Source organism: Ramlibacter sp. (genome assembly GCF_028291745.1).
Classification (GTDB): Bacteria; Pseudomonadota; Gammaproteobacteria; order Burkholderiales; family Burkholderiaceae_C; genus Ramlibacter.
In genome coordinates this window covers 1-16,158 of record NZ_JAQGNQ010000065.1, presented here as the reverse complement: position 1 = coordinate 16,158, position 16,158 = coordinate 1, and the positions used below count along the sequence as shown (strand labels likewise).

Genomic DNA, 16,158 nt, shown 5'->3' with positions numbered 1-16,158 from the left:
CTAGGCGATCACGCGCGCTTGCGTGCGCCAGTGCGCGCCGCTGCGGGTGGCATCCAGCCAGCCGCAGCCGTTGCCGCCATCCGCCAGGATCTCGGCGTCGACCGCGCAACGGTAGCCGCGGCCGGCATGCGTGAAGGTGAAGGCGTCCTGCAGCAGCAGGTTCCAGCGCGACTCGTTGGCAAAGGGATAAGGCGCATACAGCGCCGGCGCGTGGTGCGACTGGAAGCGCACGCTGCGGCCGCGGTCGCTCGTCACCGTGATCTGCGCGCTGCACGCGAGATGCGCGTCGCCCGAGAGGAACACCACGTTGGCGGCTTCGTGTTCGCACAGGAAAGCGAGCAGCCGGTGCAGCGAAGCGGGATAGCCCTGCCAGTTGTCCAGGTAGAGCGGCTCGTCCAGGTCGATACGAGTCCGCGGCAGCAGCATCGCCGCCGACGTGACGATCTTCAGTTCATGCGGCGGCAGGCAGCGCAGCCAGCGTTCCAGCTGGCGTGCCTGCCGCTCGCCCAGGATCGTGGCGCTTGCGACATTGCTGCTGTCCCGACGATCGCGTTGCGTGCGGCTGTCCGCCATGAAGAGGCGCCAGCCGCGGCCGTGGTCGCGCAACTGCACCGCGCTGCGACGGCGATCGCCCAGGCGCTGGTACTGCCAGAAGGCATCCATCGCCAGCTCGAAGCGGCTGTCGCGGCCGGGGGCCGGCTCCCAGTTGTCGATGATCTCGTGGTCGTCGGGCATCAGCCGCATGCGATCGATCAGGTCCTGGGGCAACTCCGCGAACGGCCCGGTTTCGCGGTCGGCGAACTCCTCGTACGCGAGCCGGAAGCTGTCGTCGGGCCGCAGCGGATCGAGCAGGCCGTAGGTGGCGTCCACGTACACCTGGTCCCCGACCAGCAGGATGCGCTCGGGACTCTGCTGCGGGTTGTCTGCCACGTGCGCGGCCAACGCGCGCCAGGACGCATGCGCGATCGTGCGATCGAGCATGCCGGCGGGGTACTGGCAGCTTGCGAAGGCGAAGGAGAGGGTGTCGGGCAAGCCGCCCTCGTGGGTCGGTGCCGCTGGAGCCGTCACCACGTAATTCGCAAATCGCTCGCCGACATCCGCGCGCACCTGCGCCAGCACGGCGCGCAGTTCATGTCCATGCACGCAGGTGCCCTGTGCGTGCGCCGCCTCGGCGCGCACCGGCACGTGGCGCGGCGGCAGGAAGCGATAGCGCGCGACGCTGCGCTCAGGCCGCTCCAGCGGCTGGTCGTAGCGCAGCAGGCAGAGGTAGTGCGAAGCGGCGGGGGCGGCCGGCAGCGGCACCGGGCGCCAGTGGTCGTCGTCGATCGGAGTCAGGTCGAACGTGCCCGCTTCGGGCAGGGCCAGCTCCCATTCGGCGCCGAGCCGGCGCAGCGGTGCGAACAGCGCCAGCGCCGCGCCCCAGCCGCGCTCCGACTTGACGTGCCAGCCGCCCGCAACGCGCTTGAGCGTCACCGAAGGCAGCTTCCACAGGACCGGCCTGCTCATTGGAGGAAGGCGCTCACGTGCGGGAACACGTCGCGCGCCGCATGCCGGCCGATCAGGCAGTCCTGGTGGCCGTAGCCCGGGATCACGCACTCGCGGAACGGCACGCCGGCAAAGTCCATCTGCTGCCTGAGCAGGTGCACCGTGTGCACGTCGACCAATCCGTTCTCGGCCCCATGGATCGCGAGCGTGCCGCCACGTGGCCAGCGCGCGCGCAGGCGCGCACCGCTGGTGTCGAAGGGCGCACCGGCGCGGTCGGTGATGGTGTTCAGCCGCGCGAAGTGGATCGCCTGGGCCACGGTGTCGAGATTGAGCGGTCCGAACAGGTCCGCGATCGCGCCCAGCGTCGTTGGCGTGATGTGTTCCAGGCTGAAGTCGCGTGCATACAGCGCATCCATCCGATGGCGAAAGCCGGCCCATTGCGCGCGGCGCCACGGGGGCAGCAGCGGGTTCTCGCGCAGGAACTCCATCTCCGGGTACGGCAGCGTGCTGAGCAGTCGATCCATCAATGCCGCCACCGCGTTCTGGTCCGCGGGAATGTGGAACTGGTAGTTGTCCGGCAGCGCCACCCGCCGCAGCAGGCGCATGAAATAGGCACGCAGCACGTTGCCGTCGCTGTAGACCAGCACGGGCCCCTTCTGCGACAGCACGATGCGCCCCAGGTTCGCAGCTAGCGCATTGCGCTCGGCGTCCCAGCGCGGCCACCGGTTCCAGCCGTCGGCCAGGTCGGCGCCGTACCAGCGCGAGACCATCTCGGCGTCCCCCAGCAAGGCCATGCTGAGCATCACGGCCCCGATGCAGTGGGCGAACACGTCCACGGTCTGGCCGGTGCGTTCGCGGATGAAGGAGATCGCCGCCGGCAGGTCGACGAAGGCGGCGTCCTCGAAACGCCAGGGCAGGGTCGCCGTGGCCATGCCGGCGCTCGTGCGCAGGTCCAGCACCCAGACGTCGTGCCCGCGCTGCCAGAGGTAGCGCGCCAGCGGCTGCGGGATCGCATGGTGCGTGAAGGTGGTGCCGCTCGCGCTGTAGCCGTGCACCAGGGCAATCGGACGCCGGCCCGGGTTGGGGTAGTGGGTCAGGAGCACCTGCACGGGCGCGGCGGGGGGCCGCACTTCGACGACGATCAGGTGCTGCTGCGGCGGCGGCACGCCCTCCATGGGCAGCGGCCGCAAGTGCGAATCGCGCGGGTGCGCGGTGTCCGGCGCGCGGAACGACCAGGCATGCACGCTCACCATGGTCCTCGCCCAGCACATCGCCAGGGAGGCGAACTCCGCCAGCGCGACCACGTGGTTCTCCTGTTTCGTGATGCGCAGCAGCGGCACGCCCTGGCGCGCGAGGAAGCGGCCATCGAGCTTGAGCGTGGCCGTGCCGGGGCTGTCCGGAAAGCCTTCCAGCTGCAGCTCGGTGAGCTGGCGCCACGGATTGCTGCGGCGGCCGTAGGTCAGTCGCTTGCTGCCCGCCAGCCGCAAGCCGGAGGGCAGGCGGCGGGCGAGGAACGCATGCGCGTGCTTGACCGGCGCGCCGACCTCGAGGGCGTAGTCGAACACCCGCATCTCGCCGGCCCGCGCGGCCGAGGCCGCGAAGTTGGCGGCCGACAGGGCGCTGGCCTTGCTGGTGCCGATCAGGCGATCCCACAGCTCGCGCGTGCCGCGATTGACGAGCCAGGCGGTGCCGGCGCGCACCGCGTGGCTGATGGCGGTGATGCCGGCGCCGGGCTCGATCAGCGTCATCCGGCCAGCCAGCGGCGCGATGTGCAAGGCACGCTGGTCACGCTCGCTCTCGCGCAGTGTCATCAGCTCGCAATGCGCAGCCGGTCCGCCGGCGTACACGCGCAGGAAGGAGCGCGCGGGATCGACCCGCAGTTCACGCGTGCTGCTGGCGGTGAGGTCCGCAATCGCCACGGGCTCGTAGCACACCGTCATCTCGACCCACCAGGGGCCGGCCGGGCCCGCCAGGCGTTCGACGATCTCCGCCTCGGTGCGTACGGGCCGGCGCGGCGTGCAGTCGGCCGGCGCGCGGAACATCGGACGCGGCGGCACTGCCCGCAGCGAAACCGTTGCCGGACGCTGCCACCCCCATTGCGCCGCCAGCCGGCGCGCCGAGCGGCGGGCGATCGTCGCGATGGTCAATGCCGGATTGACGCCCAGCGACCCCGGCAGGATGGACCCATCGAGTACCACGAGCCCTTCGTGCACCCCGCCGCCTTGCGGATCGAACACTTCGCCCAGGTGGTTCACCACCCCCTCGTCGGCGCTCTCCGCCATCGCGCAGCCACCGAGCGGATGCACCGTCAGCACGGGCCCGCCTTTGCCTTGCAGCAGCGGATCGAGGCTGGCGGGCACCGGCCGCCATACGGGATTGGGCAGCACGGAGGCGCCTTCGCCACCGCGCCGGAAGGCGGCGTCGGCCTGCCGCCAGGCATGGTCCATCAGCGGCGAGGCGCGCACGTCCGGCCACTCCACGTGCACGCGGCCCTCGGCGTGCTGGTCGTCGGCGCCGCTGGTCACGGGGTTCAGCACGATGCGGCCGGCGGATTCGTCATGGCCTATCAGGCCCACGAGCAGCGTGTTCTCCATCGCGTCCGGGTCCACGGCCATGCTGTCGCGGCCGCGCTTGGCCCAGGGCCGCACGGGCCAGGTCGTGAGGCCCTGCAGCAGGTGGGCGCTGGTCACCATCTCGTCGAACAGGCGCTTCAACGATGCCGGCACCGCGAACTCCTCCACCAGCGCGCCATCGAGTTCGACGATTCCGGTGATGGTGGGGCCGACGCGGCGTTCGCCGAACGGGCGGAACTCCTCGTCGCTGCAGTGGACCGCGCGTGGCCCCGCATGCAGCGCCACGAGGTTGTCGCCGTTGCAGGAAAAGCGCTCGCCCAGCCGCGTGGACAACCGCAATTGTGGCGAGCGCGATCGCAGCAGGATCTCCGTGCTGCCCAGCGTGCCCGCAGCCAGGATCACCTTGCGCGCCCGCAGCGGCATGGGCGCGTGCCGCTTGCGCAGGGAGCCATCGGTGTAGACGGTCTCCACCAGCCAGGAGTCGGTGTCGCAAGCGCGCTCGACGCGCAGCACGCTGCAACCGGTGTAGACCTGCGCCCCCTGGGCCCACGCGCGCGCCAGCAGGGTGGTGTCGAGCGATTTCTTGGCGCCGACGTTGCAGCCCGTCATGCAGTCGCCGCAAAGCGTGCAGATCGGCATGCTGGTGTCCAGCGGGTCCGTCTGCACCGTGACCGCCGCGTACCGGAAGGGCAAGCCGCTGCCCTGCGCCAGTCGCTCGAGCGCCTGCGTCTTGCGCAAGCCCGCGGCCTGCAGGTTGCCGGTGCCACCGAGCGCCTGCCGCACGGCATCGAAGTCGGCATCGTCGAGGTCGCGGCGCAGCGCCTCGGGCCAGCGGCGGTCGGCCGGCGCGGGGGTTTCCATCACCCCCGCATTGATCAGCGAACCGCCACCCAGGCCATTGGCGACCAGGGCCGTCACGTCCTCGCCGATGCGCAAGTCCAGCAAGGCCTCGGGCCGGCCGATGGCGCCGTCGTGGGTGCCGCGATGGGCGCGCACGTGCGCCGGCAGCTCGCCCAGGCTCGAGGCGAACATGCCGGGCGCGTATTCGCGGCCACGTTCGAGGACGCACACCGACAGCGGCTGGCCGTTCTCGCCGTGCAACCCGGCGAGTTCCGCCGCGGCCATGGCGCCGCCATAGCCGCTGCCGACGATGACCACGTCCCACACGGCACCGCCTTCGGCGGCGCGCCGCAACACCGTGTAGTCCTGCGACAGCCGGCGCAGGCTGGCCGGCCCGTTGCCGCTGGCCGCTGCGTGCATCAGGCGACCCGCTCGCCGAGCAGCCGCGCCAGTTCGACCCGCAGCACGGGCAGCGACACCGGCTTGTGCAGCAGCTTGATGCCGGCACGGTTGGCATCCTGCAGGCGATCGGGCGCGGTGTCGCCGCTGATCAGGAGGGCGGGCGTGGGCCCGACGGCGGCGATCACGCTAGCGATCGCGACGAGGCCGGTCTCGCCATTGCGCAGCCGCAGGTCGGCCAGGATGACGTCGGGCTTGCTGGCCCGCGCCTGCTGCGTGGCCTCTTCGACCGAGGCCGCTTCGGCATAGCGGCAACCCAGCTCCTCCAGCAGCACGCGCATGCCCATGCGCACCGAGCGCTCGTCGTCGATCACCAGCACCGACAGCCCCGTGAAGTTGCGGGCGATGACCGGCTGCGGCGGCTCGATCGCCTGCGGGTCGTAGGCCTCGAGCGGCACGGACAGCGTGATCGTGGTGCCCTGGCCTTGCACCGACTCGAGCTGCAACGTGATCCCGAGCAGGGCGCACAGCCGCCGCACGATCGACAGGCCGAGGCCGAGCCCCTTGGTGCGATCGCGCTCCGCGTTGTCGACCTGATAGAACTCCTCGAACACCATCGCCAGCTCGCTCTCGGGAATGCCGCGCCCGGTGTCTTGCACCGACACGCAGGCGCTTCCCTGCTCGACGCGCAGGCGCAGCGCGATGTGCCCCTGCGGCGTGAACTTGATCGCGTTCTCGGTCAGGTTGCGCAGGATGCGCAGCAGCAGGGCGGGGTCCGTCCAGCAGCGCACGCCCGCCGGCGCCTCGACGACCGTGCGCAGGCCCTTCTCCTCGATGGCCGCGCGCATCTCCGCCTGGTGCATGCGCAGCATCTCGCCGAGGTCCACCACCTTGCGATCGGGGTCGACCACGCCGGCATCGAGCTTGGAGATATCCAGCAGTTGATCGAGCTGTTCCGACAGGGCGACCGTCACCTGACTCAGCAGGTCGACCACCTCGCGGTCGCGTCCCTCGATGGGCCGCAGCGACAGCGCCGCCACCAGCAGGCCGATGGTGTGCAGCGGCTGCCGCAGGTCATGGCTGGCGGCGGCCAGGAAGCGCGTCTTGGCCTGGTTGGCCTGGTTCGCCTGCGCCAGCGCGTCGCGCAGCTGTGCCGTCAGCTCGCGGTCCTGGAAGCGGATCTGCACCGACTCGCTGAAGTTGTGCCAGGTGTTTGCGGCCAGCCCCACCAGCAGCCACAGGTACATCGCGATCAGGACCGCGACCGACAGCTCGCTCCAGTCGGTCGGCCCGCGCGGATTGAGGGCCCACCACACCGGCAGCGTGCCAGCCGCGGGCAGCAGGTACGCGAGGAAGACGCGCCGGTGTCCGCCGGTCGTGGCGACCGAGCCCGAGCACAGGCCCAGCACCAGCAGCGTGAAGAACATGCGCTCGGTGTCCTGCAGCACGGGAAAGGCCGCCAGCGTCAGGCCGTGGGTGCAGCCGTTGATGCAGCTCAGGATCACCGCGGTGCGCAGGCGGCGTTCGGTGCTCACGTCGGTCTGCGCCGGCAGCAGGCCCAGCACCTGCCGGCGCACCAGCAGGACCCCGATGGCGCCGAGCGCCCACACGGTGGGGATCCAGGGCGGCATGCGGTGGGCGGCCATGAAGGCGACCACCACCAGCAGGATGACGACGGCCACCGGCACGCGCCGGCTCTGCGCGGCCAGCAGCTCCAGCAATCTTTGCTGGACCTCTTCGCGGGGCACCGTGGCCACTGTCGTCTGCGTCACATTCGCCTCCCTCTGTGCCGCCGCCCTGCGGCAGCCCCATCGTGCGCCGGCACTCACCATGCCCTCAATGGGGAATCTCCCTGTGGGGCCCGTGCGAGCCGCGGGGACTCCACAGGCTGAGCCAGCCGCAATCCGCCGACCCTCAGGGACAAGGGGTGCGGCCTACAATGAATCATGATCTCCCGCGAACCCACCATCGAGCGCCTGGCCACGGCCCGGGCGCTGCTGCTCGAACCCTTCGGACTGGACGAAACGCACCTGTCGCGCGCGCTCTCGGAGATCCGCGCCCACCGCGTGGACGACGCCGACCTCTACTTCCAGTACACGCGCAGCGAGGGCTGGAGCCTGGAGGAGGGCATCGTCAAGACCGGCAGCTTCAGCATCGACCAGGGCGTGGGTGTGCGCGCGGTCAGCGGCGAGAAGACCGCCTTTGCCTATTCCGACGACATCTCCGAGGCCTCGCTGCTCGATGCGGCGCGCACGGTGCGCTCGATCGCGGCGTCCTCGGGCAATGCAGTGGCCAAGGTGCCGGCGCAGCAGGTGGCGGGCAGCCGCTCGCTCTACCAGGGGCTGGATCCGATCGCCACGCTGGACAGTACCGCCAAGGTGAAGCTGCTCGAGCGCATCGAGAAGATGGCCCGCGCCAAGGACCCGCGCGTGGCGCAGGTGATGGCCGGCCTGGCGAGCGAATACGACGTGGTGCTGGTCGCCCGTGCCGACGGCACGCTGGCCGCCGACGTGCGGCCGCTGGTGCGCATGTCGATCACCGTGATCGCCGAGCAGAACGGCCGCCGCGAGATCGGCTCCGGCGGCGGCGGTGGCCGGCTCGGCCTGGGCTACTTCGATGACGCCCACCTGCAGCAGTACGTCGACGATGCAGTCAAGGCCGCCTTGACCAACCTGGAATCGCGCCCGGCTCCCGCCGGCAACATGACCGTCGTGCTTGGCCCCGGTTGGCCCGGCATCCTGCTGCACGAGGCCGTGGGCCATGGCCTGGAGGGCGATTTCAACCGCAAGGGATCGAGCGCCTTTTCCGGCCGCGTGGGCCAGCGCGTTGCCGCCCGCGGCGTGACCGTGCTCGACGACGGCACCATCGCCGACCGCCGCGGCTCGCTCAACGTCGACGACGAAGGCAACCCGAGCCAGCGCAACGTGCTGATCGAGGACGGCATCCTGCGCGGCTACATCCAGGATTCGATGAACGCGCGCCTGATGGGCGTCGCCCCCACCGGCAACGGTCGCCGCGAGAGCTATGCGCACGTGCCGATGCCGCGCATGACCAACACCTACATGCTGGGTGGCGACAAGGATCCGCAGGAGATCGTGGCCAGCATCGAGAAGGGGCTGTACGCCACCAACTTCGGCGGCGGCCAGGTGGACATCACCTCCGGCAAGTTCGTGTTCTCCGCCAGCGAGGCCTATTGGGTCGAGAACGGCAAGATCCTCTACCCGGTCAAGGGTGCGACCATCGTCGGCAACGGCCCGGACGCGCTGACCCGCGTCAGCATGATCGGCAACGACATGAAGCTCGACACCGGCGTCGGCACCTGCGGCAAGGAAGGCCAGAGCGTGCCCGTGGGCGTGGGTCAGCCGACCCTGCGCATCGACGGCCTGACGGTGGGCGGCACCGCCTGAGCAGGCGACCGCTCTTCCGCTGCAGCCTGCCGTCTGGAACCGGGAGGCTGGCGCACGGTAGAGCTAAAGAGATACTGGGCTGGTCCATCGGCCGCCCATGAACTCCGTCACCCAGCCCTTCGTTCACCCCTCGCGACTGGCGGTCGACGAGGCCACCGACCTGCCGACGCTCCATTCCTTCGGCGAGCTGAGCGACTTCCTGCGCGGCGCGGTGGCCGACGAGGACAGCCGCATGTTCTCCGAGAGCATGGGGGCGCTGGCGGCGCAGGCCGAGGTCATCGCCGCCCAGTTGCAGGTCGACCGCCACCGCGATCGCGCGGCGCCGCTGCTGATGGACATGCTGACCGTCCTGCGCGAGCACCGCGGCATGGTGGTGAACCTCGGCCTCGCTTGGCGCGGCCTCTACGAGTACGCGGTCTACCTGCAGGCGCTGAACAACTTCCGCGTGCTGATCGGCCAGTGGCTGCGCCCCGGGCCCTGGGACGAGGACCTGGCGGTGACGGCCGATGACTTCGCCCTGATCGCTTGGCGCACGCTCGGCGAGGGCATGCTGCTGATCGACATGTACGAGCAGTGGCTGCAGCGCGAACAGCACGAGGAAGCCGGCTCCGCGTTGGGCGAACTGGAGCCGCCGCAGTTGAAGCGCGTGCTGCAGTGGTGGCAGAAGCTGCGGCGGTAGGAGCCTGGGCGGCAGAGCAACGGGGTTTTGCAGAAAACGCTGGACGGCCGCGCGCTGGTCGGTGTTAAATCGCGTTCATGCGTCCTGTCTGCGGTTTCTTTTTTGGCTACTTCTGGTTCTCCAGCGCCCCCGGCGGAAGAGAGATCTGAGCGTACCCGCAAGAAACGCAAGGAACCTCGAAAAACCGCCGGCAACCCCGGCGGTTTTTTCTTGGGCCCGCGCAAAACCCCACCCCATCGAGAAAGCCCGTCCATGTCCGCCACTGCCAACGCCACTGCCCCCACCGCAAGCCCCGATGCCTGGCATGCGCATCCCGTCGACAAGACCAGCCAGACCGACGACGAACGCATCAAGGACATCACCGTGCTTCCTCCGCCCGAACACCTGATCCGCTTCTTCCCGATTCGCGGCACGGCCGTGGAGGCGCTGATCAGCCGCACGCGGCATGCGGTCCACGACATCATCGCCGGCCAGGATGACCGCCTGCTGGTGGTGATCGGCCCCTGCTCGATCCACGACCCGAACGCGGCCCTCGACTACGCGCGCAAGCTCAAGGAAGCGCGCGCCAAGTACGCGGACACGCTGGAGATCGTCATGCGCGTCTACTTCGAGAAGCCGCGCACGACCGTGGGCTGGAAGGGCCTGATCAACGATCCCTACCTCGACGAGAGCTACCGCATCGACGAAGGCCTGCGCATCGCGCGGCAGTTGCTGATCGAGCTGAACCGGATTGGCGTGCCGGCGGGCAGCGAGTTCCTGGACGTGATCTCGCCGCAGTACATCGGCGACCTGATTTCGTGGGGCGCGATCGGCGCGCGCACCACCGAGAGCCAGGTGCACCGCGAACTGGCCTCGGGCCTGTCGGCGCCCATCGGCTTCAAGAACGGCACCGACGGCAACATCAAGATCGCGACCGATGCGATCCAGGCGGCTGCGCGGCCGCATCACTTCCTCTCGGTCCACAAGAACGGCCAGGTGGCGATCGTGCAGACCAACGGCAACCGCGACTGCCACGTCATCCTGCGGGGCGGCAAGGCCCCCAACTACGATGCCGCCAGCGTCGCTGTCGCCTGCCGCGAACTCGAGGCGGCCAAGCTGCCGGCCACGCTGATGGTCGACTGCAGCCACGCCAACAGCAGCAAGCAGCACGAGAAGCAGATCGACGTGGCGCGCGACATCGCGGGCCAGATCGCCGGCGGCTCGCGCAGCATCTTCGGCCTGATGGTCGAAAGCCACCTAGTGGGCGGCGCCCAGAAATTCACCCCGGGCAAGGACCAGCCGCAGGCGCTGGAGTACGGCAAGAGCATCACGGACGCCTGCATCGGCTGGGACGCATCGCTCGGCCTGCTCGACGTTCTGTCGGGCGCAGTGGCCCAACGGAGGAAGCGCTGATCTATGCTGCGGCTGTTTACATTCAGTAACTTATAGAGTACATTTGTTTCACTGCTCGGCATGTCGACCGGGGAGGGAAACGCATGACGATCGAAGTCCCCGTTCTGCGCCTGGGACTGGCCGGTTTTACCGAGGCGCAACAGAAAAGTGCGGCCGATGCGGCCGCAGCCGCGGCCAGCGCGCGTGCCCGTTGGGAGCTGGGAGGCTTCGCGGAAGCGGACGCCTGGTGGCTGGAAGGCAGCCGCACGGTGCTGATGGCCAACGACCATCTGCGCGTGCAGCCGGCCGTGCCTTCGGGCCGGTCCGTCCAGCTCGCGCTGGCCGATGTCGACCGCCCGGTCGCCTTCACGCAGCCGGTCGTGGCCCCGGGGTTCAAGCCGGCGGTCACCTTCCCGCTGCAGGAGCGGCCGGTTGCCGTCGCCGTGCTGCACAAGTTCGCCGACTGGCTGCAGACCATGCTCTCGCAGTTCGCGCTTGCCTCGAGCATCGCCGAGCACCAGCCCGGCCTGGTGTCCGGGTCCTGGGAGGTGCTGCGTGGCAGCCAGTTGCTGGCCGTCGTCGACCTGAAGCTGGGTGCGGGCACGATGCCGGGCGTCACGTCCGCCGACTTCCAGGAGGCGAGCTGGTGCATCCGCGACCACGGCGCCGTGCTGATTCCGCCCAGCTACCCGCGCGCCAGCGTGTCGCAGCTGATGTGGCAGTACGCGCAGCGCAGCGAGCGCGACCTGCTGCCGCCGCACTACCGCACGCAGCCGCTGTACTTCCGCCGTCCGCCGCGCTTGCCGCAGCGGCAGATGAAGGACGCGCACCTGCTGCTGATGCGCGAACTGCTGGCGCACCCGGGCATGAACTTCAAGGGCCTGCAGCAGGCCACGGGCCTCGGCGAATCGGCGCTGGTCCGGGTGCTGTCGGCGCTGTACGTCGTCGGTTCCATCACCTCGAACGCGAAGCGCGCGATGGGCGGCGCCCCCGCGTCGACCGCGAGCCGCGACTCCATCGTCCACGAGCAGAGCGCCTATGTCTCGGTGCTGGACTCGACGCCGCGTCCCTCCGACCTGCCGCATCGGCCGGCGCTGGACATGACGGCGCCCGCGCCGCTGGGCCTGCTGCCGGAGCACTAGGCTGCCGGGGTGAGCGCCTCCAGCAGCTTGGTGTGGATGCTGCCGAAGCCGCCGTTGCTCATGCAAAGGATGTGGTCGCCGGGCCGCGCGACGGCGATCACCTGCCGCAGCAGTTCCGGAATGTCCGCGGCGATCTGCGCCTTGTCGCCCATCGGCCGCAGCGCGTCGGACGGGTCCCAACCCAGGCCCCCCGAGTGGCAGAAGGACAGGTCCGCCTGCTCCAGGCTCCAGGGCAATTGCGCCTTCATCGTCCCGAGCTTCATCGTGTTGCTGCGCGGCTCGAACACCGCCAGGATGCGCTGCGTGCCGACCTGGCGGCGCAGGCCGTCGATGGTCGTGCGGATCGCGGTGGGGTGATGCGCGAAGTCGTCGTAGACGGTGATCCCGTTGGCAATGCCGCGCACCTCCATGCGGCGCTTGACGTTGCGGAATTCGCGCAGCGCGGTGGCCGCCACCACGGGCGTCACGCCGACGTGCTGCGCGGCGGCGATGGAGGCCAGCGCATTCAGCTGGTTGTGCACGCCGCCCACGTCCCAGTGCACCTGCGCGACGCGGTGTCCCTGTTCCAGCACGTCGAAGCGGTTCGGCTCACCCTCGGCGCGGAAGTCGGCCACGGCGGATCCGAAGCTGCGCACCTCGCTCCAGCAGCCCTGGTGCAGCACGCGCGCCAGGCTTTCCTCGAGGCCGTTGGTGACGACGCGGCCGGTCGCCGGGATGGTGCGCACCAGGTGATGGAACTGGCGTTCGATGGCCGCGAGGTCGTCGAAGATGTCCGCGTGGTCGAACTCCAGGTTGTTCAGGATCGCGGTGCGGGGGCGATAGTGGATGAACTTGCTGCGCTTGTCGAAGAAGGCCGTGTCGTATTCGTCCGCCTCGATCACGAAGGGCGTGAAGGGCCGCGCCGTGTTTCCCATTCGCGCCGATACGCCGAAATTGAGCGGCACGCCGCCGACCAGGAAGCCGGGCTGCAGCCCCGCGTGCTCGAGGATCCAGGCGAGCATCGACGTGGTGGTCGTCTTGCCGTGCGTCCCGGCGACGGCCAGCACGTGCCGCCCCTGCAGGACGTGCTCGGCCAGCCATTGCGGGCCGCTGGTATAGCGCAGGCCCTGGTCGAGGATGGCCTCCATCAGCGGAAAGCGCGGCGTGCCATCGGCCTGCCGGGCGCGCGACACCACGTTGCCGACGACCCACACGTCGGGCTTCAGGGCCAGCTGCTCGGTGCCGAATCCCTCGATCAGGGCTATGCCCAGCCCGCGCAGCTGGTCGCTCATGGGCGGATAGACGCCGGCGTCGCAGCCGGTCACCTGGTGGCCCGCCTCGCGGGCGAGCGCGGCCAGTCCTCCCATGAACGTGCCGCAGATGCCGAGGATGTGGATGTGCATGGGCAAGGATTATCGCGAGCCGGCCAGGTCAGCCGTAACGCCCCGTGTTCCGCAGCGGGAACGGGCACTCCCATGCAGAATCCACCCGATATGGAAAGCCTGCAGACCGAGATCGCCGCGACGGCCGCCCGCCTGGTGGTGGAAGAGGGCCTGGAATACGGTCCGGCCAAGCGCCGCGCCGTCAAGCAACTGCGCTTGCCGCAACGCACGGCCCTTCCCGCCAACGATGCCGTCGAAGACGCCGTGCGCGAATACATCGACATCTTCTGCGGCGACACCCAGCCGGCGGAACTGGCGGCGCTGCGCCGGCTGGCCGTGACCTGGATGGAGCGCCTCGTCCCGTTCCGCCCCTACCTCGCAGGCGCCGTGTGGCACGGCACCGCCACCCGCCTCTCCGACGTTTACATCCAGCTGTTTTGCGACGACTCGAAGTCGGCGGAGATCGCCCTGATCGACCACGGCGTCGACTACACGCCGCGCACGGTCTCCGGCTTCCACGGAGAATCCGTCGAAGCGCTGAGCCTGAGCAGCATGAGCCAGGAACTGGGCGAGCCGGTCGGAGTCCATCTGCTGGTCTACGACCATGACGATCTGCGCGGCGCGTTGAAGCCGGACGCGAAGGGGCGCACGCCCCGGGGCGATCTGGCCGCCGTCCGCGCCTTGCTGGAGGAGGATGAACATGAATGACTTCGCCGCAGGCCCCACGGCCCTGCCCGCCAACCGGCGCCGCTGGTTGCTTGCTTCCGTTGCCGGGGCGGCCGTAGCCGCTGGCGCCGGCGTGGCCTGGTGGCGCAACCGCCAGGTTGCCGCGCCGGTCGCTGCCGCATCGCCCGAAGATGCGGCGGCCACCGCCAAGCTGTGGGGGCTCACCCTGCCAAGCCCGGACGGCAGCCCACTCGCACTCGCCTCCTTTCGCGGCAAGCCCCTGCTGGTGAACTTCTGGGCGACGTGGTGCGCACCCTGCGTGCAGGAGATGCCGATGCTCGACGCCTTCTACCGCGAACATGCCGCCAAAGGCTTTCAAATTGTCGGGCTGGCGATCGACCAGCCGACCTCGGTGCGCACCTTCCTGCAGAAGACACCGGTCACCTTCCCGATCGGGCTGGCCGGCTTCGAAGGCACCGAGCTCACGCGCGCGATGGGCAACACCGCCGGCGGCCTGCCGTTTTCGGTGGCGATCGCGGCGGATGGCGGCATCGTGCAGCGTAGAATCGGCCGCGTCACCGATGCCGACCTGAAAGCCTGGTCCGGCGGCGCCTGACACCCCGGGGCCAGCCGGCCCCGCCTTCCCCCGCTGGTCACCTGCGCGCCTACGCGCAGCGAGAAAACGCTTTCGTTTGCGCTAAAAGCCGGAAGTACGCGGATTTTGCTGTAAATTCCCGTGCTCTTAGATGAGGCAGGAGAACCTCCCATGGACTTGCGCAAACTCAAGACGCTGATCGACCTGGTGTCGGAATCGAACGTGTCCGAACTGGAGATCACCGAGGCGGAGGGCAAGGTCCGCATCGTGAAGGGCAGCCCCGCGGTGATGCAGACGATGGCCGCTCCGGCCGGGATGCCCATGGCCGCGGCACCCGCACTGGCGCCCGCCGCCGGCGCCGCACCCGCGGCTGCCGCCCCCGAAGTGCCCAAGGGCCATCAGGTCAAGTCGCCGATGGTGGGCACCTTCTACCGCGCTGCCTCGCCGGGGGCGAAGTCGTTCGTGGAAGTGGGCAGCCAGGTCAAGGAAGGCGAAACGATCTGCATCATCGAGGCGATGAAGATCCTCAACGAGATCGAGGCCGACAAGGCCGGCACGATCACGCAGATCCTCTGCGAGAACGGCCAGGCGGTGGAATACGGTCAGCCGCTGTTGGTCATCGAATAAAGCATGTTCAAGAAAATCCTGGTCGCCAACCGCGGCGAAATCGCGCTGCGGATCCAGCGGGCGTGCAACGAGCTGGGCGTGAAGGCGGTGATGGTCTATTCCGAGGCCGACCGCGAAGCCAAGTACGTGAAGCTGGCCCAAGAAGCAGTCTGCATCGGGCCGGCGGCTTCGGCCCAAAGTTACCTGAACATGCCGGCCATCATCGCGGCGGCCGAAGTGACGGACGCCGAGGCCATCCACCCCGGCTACGGTTTTCTGTCGGAGAACGCCGATTTCGCCGAGCGGGTCGAAAAGAGCGGCTTCCAGTTCATCGGCCCGACGCCGGAAAACATCCGGATCATGGGCGACAAGGTCTCGGCCAAGCAGTCGATGATCAAGGCGGGGGTGCCCTGCGTGCCGGGCTCCGAAGGCGAACTGCCGGACAGCCCCGCGGAAATCCGCCGCATCGCCAAGGCCGTCGGTTATCCGGTGATCATCAAGGCGGCGGGTGGCGGTGGCGGGCGCGGCATGCGCGTGGTGCACACCGAGGCTGCGCTGATCAACTCGGTGACGATGACCAAGGCGGAGGCCCAGGCGGCCTTCGGCAATCCGGCCGTGTACATGGAGAAGTTCCTCCAGAACCCACGCCACATCGAGATCCAGATCCTCGCCGACAAGCACAAGAGCGCGGTCTACCTGGGCGAGCGCGACTGCTCCATGCAGCGCCGCCACCAGAAAGTCATCGAGGAGGCCCCGGCGCCGGGGATGACGGCGCGCCAGCGGCGGATCATGGGCGATCGGTGTGTCGAGGCGTGCAAGGCGGTGGGTTATAGAAGTGCCGGCACGCTGGAGTTTCTCTTCGAGGATGGCGAGTTCTACTTCATCGAAATGAACACGCGCATCCAGGTTGAGCATCCGGTCACGGAGCTGATCACCGGCATTGATCTCGTGAAGGCCCAGTTGCTGATTGCCGCGGGCGAGCGCCTGCCGTACGTGCAGAGCGATGTGCAGATCCGGGGCCACGCGATCGAGTG

General features: G+C 69.3%; 12 protein-coding genes. 8 read left to right on the top strand and 4 right to left on the bottom strand.

Annotation, left to right across the window (positions count from 1 at the left end; translation table 11 throughout):
- The 3 genes from JWP60_RS11335 to JWP60_RS11325 are packed head-to-tail and all read right to left on the bottom strand — an operon-like array spanning position 1 to position 7,069.
- Positions 1–1,506 carry an alkaline phosphatase D family protein gene (locus JWP60_RS11335; RefSeq protein ID WP_299790767.1) on the bottom strand — a complete coding sequence of 502 codons (1,506 nt, stop codon included), beginning with the start codon at positions 1,504–1,506 and terminating at the stop codon, positions 1–3.
- Positions 1,503–5,318, bottom strand: coding sequence for a GMC family oxidoreductase N-terminal domain-containing protein (locus JWP60_RS11330; RefSeq protein WP_299790764.1), 3,816 nt, complete (start codon positions 5,316–5,318; stop codon positions 1,503–1,505). Before JWP60_RS11330 ends, JWP60_RS11335 begins: the two co-directional genes overlap by 4 nt.
- Positions 5,318–7,069 carry a hybrid sensor histidine kinase/response regulator gene (locus JWP60_RS11325; RefSeq protein ID WP_299790761.1) on the bottom strand — a complete coding sequence of 584 codons (1,752 nt, stop codon included), beginning with the start codon at positions 7,067–7,069 and terminating at the stop codon, positions 5,318–5,320. The genes JWP60_RS11330 and JWP60_RS11325 overlap by 1 nt, the downstream gene beginning before the upstream one ends.
- 174 nt (positions 7,070–7,243) lie before the next feature.
- Between JWP60_RS11325 and tldD the strand changes: the two genes are divergently transcribed.
- The 4 genes from tldD to JWP60_RS11305 all read left to right on the top strand — a co-directional run bounded on the left by tldD (position 7,244) and on the right by JWP60_RS11305 (position 11,896).
- Positions 7,244–8,704 carry a metalloprotease TldD gene (gene tldD / locus JWP60_RS11320; protein ID WP_299790758.1) on the top strand — a complete coding sequence of 487 codons (1,461 nt, stop codon included), beginning with the start codon at positions 7,244–7,246 and terminating at the stop codon, positions 8,702–8,704.
- A 97-nt stretch (positions 8,705–8,801) separates the two neighbouring features.
- A complete protein-coding gene (locus tag JWP60_RS11315) occupies positions 8,802–9,383 on the top strand; it encodes a hypothetical protein (RefSeq protein WP_299790755.1) in 582 nt (193 codons plus the stop codon).
- Positions 9,384–9,635: 252 nt separating this feature from the next.
- Positions 9,636–10,775: a 3-deoxy-7-phosphoheptulonate synthase gene (locus tag JWP60_RS11310; protein ID WP_299790752.1), complete on the top strand. Its 1,140-nt coding sequence runs from the start codon at positions 9,636–9,638 to the stop codon at positions 10,773–10,775.
- Positions 10,776–10,858: 83 nt separating this feature from the next.
- Positions 10,859–11,896: a hypothetical protein gene (locus JWP60_RS11305; protein ID WP_299790749.1), complete on the top strand. Its 1,038-nt coding sequence runs from the start codon at positions 10,859–10,861 to the stop codon at positions 11,894–11,896.
- Here the strand turns inward: JWP60_RS11305 and mpl are convergent.
- Positions 11,893–13,278, bottom strand: a complete 1,386-nt coding sequence (gene mpl, locus JWP60_RS11300; RefSeq protein WP_299790746.1) for a UDP-N-acetylmuramate:L-alanyl-gamma-D-glutamyl-meso-diaminopimelate ligase — start codon at positions 13,276–13,278, stop codon at positions 11,893–11,895. The two genes, JWP60_RS11305 and mpl, sit on opposite strands and share 4 nt — an antisense overlap.
- Before the next feature lie 90 nt (positions 13,279–13,368).
- Here mpl and JWP60_RS11295 point away from each other — a divergent pair, with 90 nt between their 5' ends.
- The 4 genes from JWP60_RS11295 to JWP60_RS11280 all read left to right on the top strand — a co-directional run.
- Positions 13,369–13,965, top strand: coding sequence for a hypothetical protein (locus tag JWP60_RS11295; protein ID WP_299790743.1), 597 nt, complete (start codon positions 13,369–13,371; stop codon positions 13,963–13,965).
- The gene (locus JWP60_RS11290; protein WP_299790740.1) at positions 13,958–14,539 is read left to right on the top strand and encodes a TlpA disulfide reductase family protein; all 582 of its coding nucleotides are present in this window, start codon (positions 13,958–13,960) and stop codon (positions 14,537–14,539) included. Before JWP60_RS11295 ends, JWP60_RS11290 begins: the two co-directional genes overlap by 8 nt.
- Positions 14,540–14,689: 150 nt before the next feature.
- The gene (gene accB, locus JWP60_RS11285; protein WP_299790737.1) at positions 14,690–15,145 is read left to right on the top strand and encodes an acetyl-CoA carboxylase biotin carboxyl carrier protein; all 456 of its coding nucleotides are present in this window, start codon (positions 14,690–14,692) and stop codon (positions 15,143–15,145) included.
- Between the two features lie 3 nt (positions 15,146–15,148).
- A partial coding sequence (locus JWP60_RS11280; protein ID WP_299790734.1) for a biotin carboxylase N-terminal domain-containing protein occupies positions 15,149–16,158 on the top strand: 1,010 nt, incomplete at its 3' end.

Excerpts from the sequence above, each read along its gene's own strand:
- JWP60_RS11335 (WP_299790767.1), bottom strand. The coding sequence starts at position 1,506 with ATGAGCAGGCCGGTCCTGTGGAAGCTGCCTTCGGTGACGCTCAAGCGC.
- JWP60_RS11330 (WP_299790764.1), bottom strand. The coding sequence starts at position 5,318 with ATGCACGCAGCGGCCAGCGGCAACGGGCCGGCCAGCCTGCGCCGGCTG.
- tldD (WP_299790758.1), top strand. The coding sequence starts at position 7,244 with ATGATCTCCCGCGAACCCACCATCGAGCGCCTGGCCACGGCCCGGGCG.
- JWP60_RS11315 (WP_299790755.1), top strand. The coding sequence starts at position 8,802 with ATGAACTCCGTCACCCAGCCCTTCGTTCACCCCTCGCGACTGGCGGTC.
- JWP60_RS11310 (WP_299790752.1), top strand. The coding sequence starts at position 9,636 with ATGTCCGCCACTGCCAACGCCACTGCCCCCACCGCAAGCCCCGATGCC.
- JWP60_RS11305 (WP_299790749.1), top strand. The coding sequence starts at position 10,859 with ATGACGATCGAAGTCCCCGTTCTGCGCCTGGGACTGGCCGGTTTTACC.
- mpl (WP_299790746.1), bottom strand. The coding sequence starts at position 13,278 with ATGCACATCCACATCCTCGGCATCTGCGGCACGTTCATGGGAGGACTG.
- JWP60_RS11295 (WP_299790743.1), top strand. The coding sequence starts at position 13,369 with ATGGAAAGCCTGCAGACCGAGATCGCCGCGACGGCCGCCCGCCTGGTG.
- JWP60_RS11290 (WP_299790740.1), top strand. The coding sequence starts at position 13,958 with ATGAATGACTTCGCCGCAGGCCCCACGGCCCTGCCCGCCAACCGGCGC.
- accB (WP_299790737.1), top strand. The coding sequence starts at position 14,690 with ATGGACTTGCGCAAACTCAAGACGCTGATCGACCTGGTGTCGGAATCG.